We start from the raw sequence: 7,164 nt of genomic DNA on the forward strand, positions 1-7,164 counted from the left end.
TTAAAGGATTTTGGGTTTTGGATGCTTTCTAAAATCTAAAATCCTTTTAATATGCCGTGGCCAACCAATCAAAGATTTTATCCAACTGTTCTAGCGTCACTAAACCGTACTGCCACAATACCATCGGCAAGGAGTTCGGGTCGCGATCGCGTTGTCGCTGTTCGTTACCGCCAACACGTTCGGCGACATCAATTGACGCACGAGAAATCGCCAAATCTTCTTGTAAAAATCGAATTAATCTTGTGTATGTAGCGGGTGCCATGAATTTTTCCTCCAAGTGTAGGACACCATTTTCTGATGCGAACCTGATGTTTTAGATTAGTAATAAGCCAGTTTTAAATCTGTCTTGGAACTGTTGATATCTGTTAAAACAGTATTGGCCGTTGAAAATGCGAATTTTGTTGATGAGTGCGACTCTAAAGCCAACCTTTCCCAAAAAGTGAAAGGTTTTGGATTTTTTTCGCTATGGGATCGCAGGATGTGCGATCGAACCTAAACTGAATACCTCGGTATTTTGCAGCGGAAATCTGAATAAATTCTGCTCCCTAAAACTACTAAACCAGTTTCAGAGTTTAACTTCATCTACCAAAATGCAGAATCCGTAAATCTACTTCGGCAATATTGGTCAGAAATTTCGATCGAACTCAGGTCTTGCTACCAGAAGTTAACTTTGCCAATTAAATTGGCTCGTAGCATCTTACTTCAGATAGGTTTAGTAGATGGAGATCGATCGCCAGAAGTTCCAGAGAATTTCTTTTCGTACTGCTGCCCTTGAGGCTGAGCATCGTCTCTCAGGATTGGTAACGAGTGGCTGACTCGTCTCATACCTGCGACCAACAATCTACAGCTTCCGCCAACAAGCTCAAGTCCAGACTGACTGAGATTGACATCGTACCAAATCTTTCGGTGTTTGTGCTGACTCGATGATTAATAATTTAACAGATTAAATCAATTTTTGTAAAGTTTATAAATTTTTGCGGTTTTCCGAAGGCAGAAGGCAGTTCGGCAAGGGATTCCGTAAGGGATGTAACGGATGGTAAAAAAAAGGAAGAAGGAAACCGGGGATTGTTTATTGATGCAGGTTTTCGTTCAAAAATTCGATTTCAATACGATCGCCCACTTTGACACCGAGTTCAGCAGCCCGGCCGCCCCGGAGTTCAATAACTCGATCGACAGTCGTATTGGGCCCGTAGGTGGGACAAGGATCGGCAGTACAAGGAGGTGCAGAAACTTCGATCGCCTCAACCACCCCATCCCGCAGAAAAATCATATCCAGAGAAATCTGGCAATTTTTCATCCAAAAATTGACCCACCGCGCCGGTTTAAACTCAAACAGCATTCCTCTGTCATCAGCCAAAGAAGTTCTGTACATTAAACCCATAGCCTGTTGTTCGGGGGTTTTAGCGACTTCCAGTTCGATGGCGCGATCGGCTATCCGAACTCTAGCAGAAACAGGCAGCACTTGACCCGATGTTGTCGCCGTCGGAGACTGCGACGCCAAAATACCAGTACCACTAGCATCTGCGACAGGTAAAGCCGGCGAACATCCCAGCAAAAATATACTCACCCCAATACCGAGCAAATTAGCAAAATAACTCATAATGATTTTAGATTTTAGATTTTAGATTTTAGATTGGGAATTGGCAATTGGAAGTTAAAACATTCTTTTTTTGACAACTGCCAACTGACAACTGACAACTGCCAACTGCCAACTGACAACTGCCAACTGACAACTGCCAACTGACGAATGACAACTGCCAACTGACGAATGACGAATGACGAATGACTAATGACAACTGCCAACTGCCAACTGACGAATGACTAATGACGAATGACTAATGACTAATGACTAATGATTAATGACTAATGACTTCTTCAAGCTTCGCGCATCACATAGCCAACACCGCGCACCGTCTGAATCAAGCGCTTTTCGCCCTCATCTTCAATCTTGATCCGCAGATAGCGGATGTAAACCTCAATCACATTGGACTCGCCGAGAAAGTCGTAACCCCAAACATTTTCCAAAATTTGTTCCCGAGTCAAAACGTCGCGGGGATGTTCCATCAAATACTTTAGCAGCTCAAATTCCTTCATCGTCAGGTCGATCGCCCGTCCGTTGCGCAGGGCCCGCCTAGAGGCCAAATCCAAAACTAAATCGCCAAACCTCAATTGTTCGCTGCTGCTATTATCCGGCTGCAAATACAAGCGCACCAACTGCAAAAACTCGTCAGTGCGGTAAGGTTTGAGGAAATAATCGTCCGCGCCAGCTTCCAGACAAGCCACGCGATCGTCAACTGTATCACGACCGATCAATAGCAGCACCGGCGCCCGATTGCCAATACTTCTGAGGTGAGAACACAGCGACAGCCCCGACTCAGGGCCAAGTATCCGATCGATTACAATCAAAGCTGGCTGCAATTCATGAGCTAAATGTTGCCCCGTGGCGGTATTAGAAGCCACCACCGGTTCGTAGCCGGAGGATTTTAAATCTAGACTCAAGTGTCCGGCGAGAACTTCGTCTGTTTCAACTAGCAGGACACAGGGATTGCGATCGAGAGTAATTGCAGCCATTGAATTGACCGATGTAGACCATACCTGTTGTAGCACGTCTTAAGGAAGAGGGGGAGAGGGGGAGAGGGGGAGAGAGGGAGAGGGGGAAAGTGGGAGAATGGGAGAGTGGGAGAATTACCAATTACCAATTAAGCTATTTGCCATTTAAATTGAAGTTCGATCGCCACGGGTTCTCCGGTCCGGGCCACAAGAGTTTAAGTAAACAGTAGTTTACCAATTAAATGGGCTACAGCTTACCAATTACCAAATTGAATAAATTATGACCATCATCGTATTCGGCAGTATCAACATCGACCTAGCAGCAAAAACTCCCCGGTTGCCGCAACCAGGGGAAACTATTATCGGTAGCAATTTTTTCACCGCTGGCGGCGGCAAAGGAGCAAATCAAGCCGTCGCCGCCTCTCGTCTGGGCACTTCCACCCACATCATCGGTCGCGTCGGCAACGATAAATTTGCTGAAGAATTGTTGACTGATTTACAATTATATGGTGTAAATACAGACAATGTATTAATAGACCAAAACACTCATTCAGGAGTGGCAATTATCGCGGTAGATGATAGCGGTCAAAATAATATTATTGTGATTCCGGGCGCGAATAACAATGTCGGTGAAGCAGATATAGAACGTCTCAAAAAATTGTTACCGTCAGCTACATCGTTGCTGTTACAGTTAGAAATTCCTCTGGAAGTTGTCCAAAAAGCTGCGAAAGCTGCTCGTCAAGCGGGGGTGCGAGTGATTCTAGATCCGGCACCGGCTATGGCGGATTTGCCGATCGAACTTTATCCGCTAATTGACATTATCACGCCGAATGAAGTGGAAGCGGGCCAGTTAGTCGGTTTTCGGGTGCATGACAGGGAAACTGCGATTGTAGCTGCCAAACAGTTGCAGGAGCGCGGTGTCAAGAATGTTATTGTCAAATTGGGCGATCGCGGGGCTGTTGGTGTTACTGCGGATGACAGCTTTTTTGTTCCGGCTTTTGCTGTGGAGGCGATCGACACTGTGGCTGCTGGCGATGCTTTTAACGGCGGGTTGGCCTCTGCATTAGATGCCGGTCTGTCGTTGTCAGAGGCGGTGCGGTGGGGCGCAGCAGCGGGCGCTCTGTGCACAACTAAAGTGGGTGCTCAGGTTGCTATGTGCGATCGGGCAACTTTTGATAATTTTTTGCATAATAGAGTGATTGGATAAATCTTTGATTGATAGGTTAACCGCAGATTTCAAGCAGATAAACACAGATGAACGCAGATAATTTCAAGAGATGAAAGTGAACGACCATAATAGGTCTATTTTTTGTAAAAAAAAATCAAAATCTTGTGGGGTGGGCTTTGAGCATCACCCCAAATATGCAAGAATTTAAATGCGTAACAGCTTACCCTATTTTGGCCGCTGAATAATTGTTTCAACTACCCGCCGCTTGACTTTCGGATCGATACCAATCAGCCGCACGTATTCGCCGCCGTGTTCCGCCAAACAAGTTTCTAAAGATGCAACCACATCTTTTTCCTGTGCAGTTTTAATCGTCGCGCAACTTTGCCAAGAACCAGTTTTAAATCGGCGATTATCTGCATATTCCATGCCAATTTTGCAGCCCCTTGCTAATAACTGCTTTACTTGTTCCAATACCTCAGAACTCAGCCGCGCTGCTTGACCGTTACTAACTTCAGGACTTGGCTCGACATAGGCCTTATAATATTTCGAGTTGGGGTCGTTTAATTGGCTTTGCGTCGGCGCAGCAGCAGGAACATTGACGGTTCCTTGAACGTTGAACAGGCGCGATTGGTTGTATTCATCTACTAAGCGCATTTCCTGAATCCGCTTTTGTTGACCCACCATCAAACTGCCCATTTCTAATAAATGAGCGAGGCTGAAATTCGGGTTCTTGAAATCTGGCGGTGCTTCCAAAGTGTTTACCAAACGTTTGGAAACTCGCTCTATTCCTATTTGGTGAATGAAGTCGCGGATTTGTTCGTCGTAAATGCGCGATCGCAAAGCGCTAAAAAAGTCGATCGCCTGATCGGAAAAATTATCGACTAACCCCACAATCTCGGTTTTTGACAATTTGTCAGACTCAAAAATTCCCCCAACAATCCCAATCTTATCATCCCGGCTCGGTTCCCAATAAAACTTCTCCATCCGCCCGTCGCGAATCAGCGGTGCATACAGCGTAGAAAAATCATTTCCGGTGACAATAATCGGCACTCGGTGCAGCGGCGTACTGTCATAACTTCCCGGTAACTGCACGTTAGTTGGATTGTCCGCAATATTCATCAGAGTGGCATTGACCATCTGAGTATTCACGGTATATTGAGTAGTAGTATCGAACCTGCCAGCACCGGCATCCAAATCATTAATAAAGATGGCGCACATCTCGCCCCGCACCCGAATTTGCTCCGCAGCTTCCCGGTAGCGCAAGCGAATTAAACGCGACGGATCTCCCGCATCTGGACTTTCTAATTCCCCGCCAGATATCATCACCGGTTCAAAGCCCATCCGTTGGAAAACCTGTTCGGCTTGAAAAGTTTTGCCTTCTCCTTTGCGGCCGTGAATTCCCAAAATTAGGGGAACTCTTACCCCGGGCAAATTTAAAAAGTTCTTAGTGACGTGCACCGCAACTTTATCGAGAAAGTTAGGAGAAATGTAATAACTCATCAGTAGATTTGTGAGGGATTAATTGAAGTTACTGTTATGATTTTATGACAAAAGTAACAGGCTGCACCGCGAAACAGAATTTTTACCGTACAATCGAGGTCTGCATATTATTTGTTAAGGAGCGATTCGTGAGTCCAGAAACCTTACTAAAAGAACAGATCGTGCAAGCCGAAGCCAGTCCCTTCAGTTCTGAGAGCTTCGACAGCTATGTAATGACAACTTACGGGCGTTTTGCGATCGCCCTAGAACGGGGCCTCGGCTGCCGCGTTTGGGATACCGAGGGCCGCGAATATCTCGATTTTGTGGCGGGTATTGCTACCTGCACTCTGGGACACGCGCACCCGGCAATGATTGCAGCGGTAACTCAGCAAATTCAGACCCTGCACCACGTTTCTAACCTTTATTACATCCCCGTACAGGGGGAGCTGGCGAAGTGGCTTGTAGACCATTCTTGCGCGGACAGAGCCTTCTTTTGCAACTCCGGCGCAGAAGCTAACGAAGCGGCAATTAAACTCGCCCGCAAGTACGCCCACGAAAAATTAAATATCTCGAATCCGACCATCATTACTGCTGTTGCGAGTTTCCACGGGCGGACTTTGGCGACAATTACGGCAACGGGACAGCCTAAATACCAGAAGGGTTTTAGCCCTTTGGTTCCCGGATTCCACTACGTGCCTTACAACGATATTAGTGCGATCGAACTTGCGATCGAGCAACTCGACAAGGACGAACGCCAAGTAGCTGCAATTATGATGGAAGCGCTGCAAGGCGAAGGCGGAGTTCGCCCTGGAGATATCGCTTACTTCCAGCGAATTCGGGAAATTTGCGACGAAAAAGGCATTTTGCTGATTCTCGACGAAGTGCAAGTCGGGATGGGGCGCAGCGGCAAATATTGGGGCTACGAAAACCTCGGCATTGAACCGGATATTTTTACGTCGGCGAAAGGGTTGGGCGGCGGTATTCCGATCGGCGCTATGCTGTGCAAATCTGCCTGCGATGTATTTGAACCGGGAAGTCACGCCAGCACTTTCGGCGGCAATCCTTTTGCTTGCGCTGTAGCTTTGTGCGTTTGCCAAACTTTGGAACGGGAAAACCTTCTGGAAAACGTGCAGCAGCGCGGGGAACAGTTGAAAGCAGGGCTCAACAAGTTGGCGGCCGCATATCCGCATTTGATTGCTGATGTGCGCGGCTGGGGTTTGATTGTCGGGCTGGAATTGCAAGCTGATATCGAACTGACATCGGCTGATATCGTCAAATCTGCGATCGCCGCAGGAGTTTTGTTGGTTCCAGCCGGGCCGAAAGTGCTGAGATTTGTCCCGCCGCTGATTGTCTCTGCCGCTGAAGTCGATCGGGCTTTGCTGGCTGTGGAAGCAGCGCTGCGTTCTCAAGCGGTACACTAAATCTACTGACTTGATTTTTTAGGACTTACATGGAGACCCAGAAACCGGGATTTTTTACGAAAATACTTGGTTGTGCCCCACAGATTCGGTAAAAAACCCGGTTTCTTGAGTCGGATTGCGATCGCGAACTGTTTTTGTTAGCTGTAGCGCTGCAACTAACGCACTATTCCGACTAAACCCGGTTTTTTCGATATTTCTCGTTACTAAACCCAATAGTAGGCAGTACGCACTACTAAAATTAATCAGGTTAAAATTAAACCCGCCCCGCTGCAAATCAGTCGGGGCGGGTTTGTCAAGTTTAAGACTGGTGCAGAAGCCTGTTTTTTTAGGAAAATACGTTGTGGCGATGTGTATGGTGGAAAAACCTGGTTTCTTTAATCCCCCTCGAAGACTGGTACTTGCGTTAAAGATTGAAATTTAAACCGGGAAGTGATTTAATTGCTGCACGGAAGCAGCGATCCTATCGTTATTGACACTCCCCGCGCGATCGCGACGGGGATTCTTAAGACATTTCGGTCTTAATATCCCTATTACTAGGGTTTCCGG

At 46.8% G+C, this 7,164-nt stretch carries 7 protein-coding genes; 2 read left to right on the forward strand and 5 right to left on the reverse strand.

The annotated features are described in order from the left end of the window. Positions 1-46 precede the first annotated feature (46 nt). The 4 genes from QUB70_RS16330 to nblR form a co-directional block, all read right to left on the reverse strand. A complete protein-coding gene (locus QUB70_RS16330; protein ID WP_332981905.1) occupies positions 47-262 on the reverse strand; it encodes a DUF2949 domain-containing protein in 216 nt (71 codons plus the stop codon). 807 nt (positions 263-1,069) lie between these two features. Then, positions 1,070-1,600 (reverse strand): DUF192 domain-containing protein, encoded by a 531-nt coding sequence (locus QUB70_RS16335; RefSeq protein ID WP_332981906.1) that lies wholly within the window; start codon positions 1,598-1,600, stop codon positions 1,070-1,072. A 14-nt stretch (positions 1,601-1,614) separates the two neighbouring features. Further along, positions 1,615-1,803, reverse strand: a complete 189-nt coding sequence (locus tag QUB70_RS16340) for a hypothetical protein (protein ID WP_332981908.1) — start codon at positions 1,801-1,803, stop codon at positions 1,615-1,617. A gap of 72 nt (positions 1,804-1,875) precedes the next feature. Beyond that, positions 1,876-2,571, reverse strand: coding sequence for a response regulator transcription factor NblR (nblR, locus tag QUB70_RS16345; protein WP_332981909.1), 696 nt, complete (start codon positions 2,569-2,571; stop codon positions 1,876-1,878). Positions 2,572-2,830: 259 nt separating this feature from the next. On the opposite strand from nblR, the gene rbsK reads away from it, so the two are divergent. Beyond that, the gene (gene rbsK, locus QUB70_RS16350) at positions 2,831-3,757 is read left to right on the forward strand and encodes a ribokinase (protein WP_332981911.1); all 927 of its coding nucleotides are present in this window, start codon (positions 2,831-2,833) and stop codon (positions 3,755-3,757) included. A 186-nt stretch (positions 3,758-3,943) separates the two neighbouring features. Here the strand turns inward: rbsK and QUB70_RS16355 are convergent, their stop codons facing one another. After that, positions 3,944-5,218 (reverse strand): ribulose bisphosphate carboxylase small subunit, encoded by a 1,275-nt coding sequence (locus tag QUB70_RS16355; protein ID WP_332981912.1) that lies wholly within the window; start codon positions 5,216-5,218, stop codon positions 3,944-3,946. A gap of 128 nt (positions 5,219-5,346) precedes the next feature. On the opposite strand from QUB70_RS16355, the gene QUB70_RS16360 reads away from it, so the two are divergent. After that, positions 5,347-6,618, forward strand: coding sequence for an aspartate aminotransferase family protein (locus tag QUB70_RS16360; protein WP_332981918.1), 1,272 nt, complete (start codon positions 5,347-5,349; stop codon positions 6,616-6,618). Positions 6,619-7,164: the final 546 nt, after the last annotated feature.

It is taken from the genome of Microcoleus sp. A003_D6, assembly GCF_036702825.1.
Lineage (GTDB): Bacteria > Cyanobacteriota > Cyanobacteriia > Cyanobacteriales > Microcoleaceae > Microcoleus.

Bases quoted from the DNA above. Each gene is read 5' to 3' on its own strand.
- QUB70_RS16330 (WP_332981905.1), bottom strand. From the start codon at position 262: ATGGCACCCGCTACATACACAAGATTAATTCGATTTTTACAAGAAGAT.
- QUB70_RS16335 (WP_332981906.1), bottom strand. From the start codon at position 1,600: ATGAGTTATTTTGCTAATTTGCTCGGTATTGGGGTGAGTATATTTTTG.
- nblR (WP_332981909.1), bottom strand. From the start codon at position 2,571: ATGGCTGCAATTACTCTCGATCGCAATCCCTGTGTCCTGCTAGTTGAA.
- rbsK (WP_332981911.1), top strand. From the start codon at position 2,831: ATGACCATCATCGTATTCGGCAGTATCAACATCGACCTAGCAGCAAAA.
- QUB70_RS16355 (WP_332981912.1), bottom strand. From the start codon at position 5,218: ATGAGTTATTACATTTCTCCTAACTTTCTCGATAAAGTTGCGGTGCAC.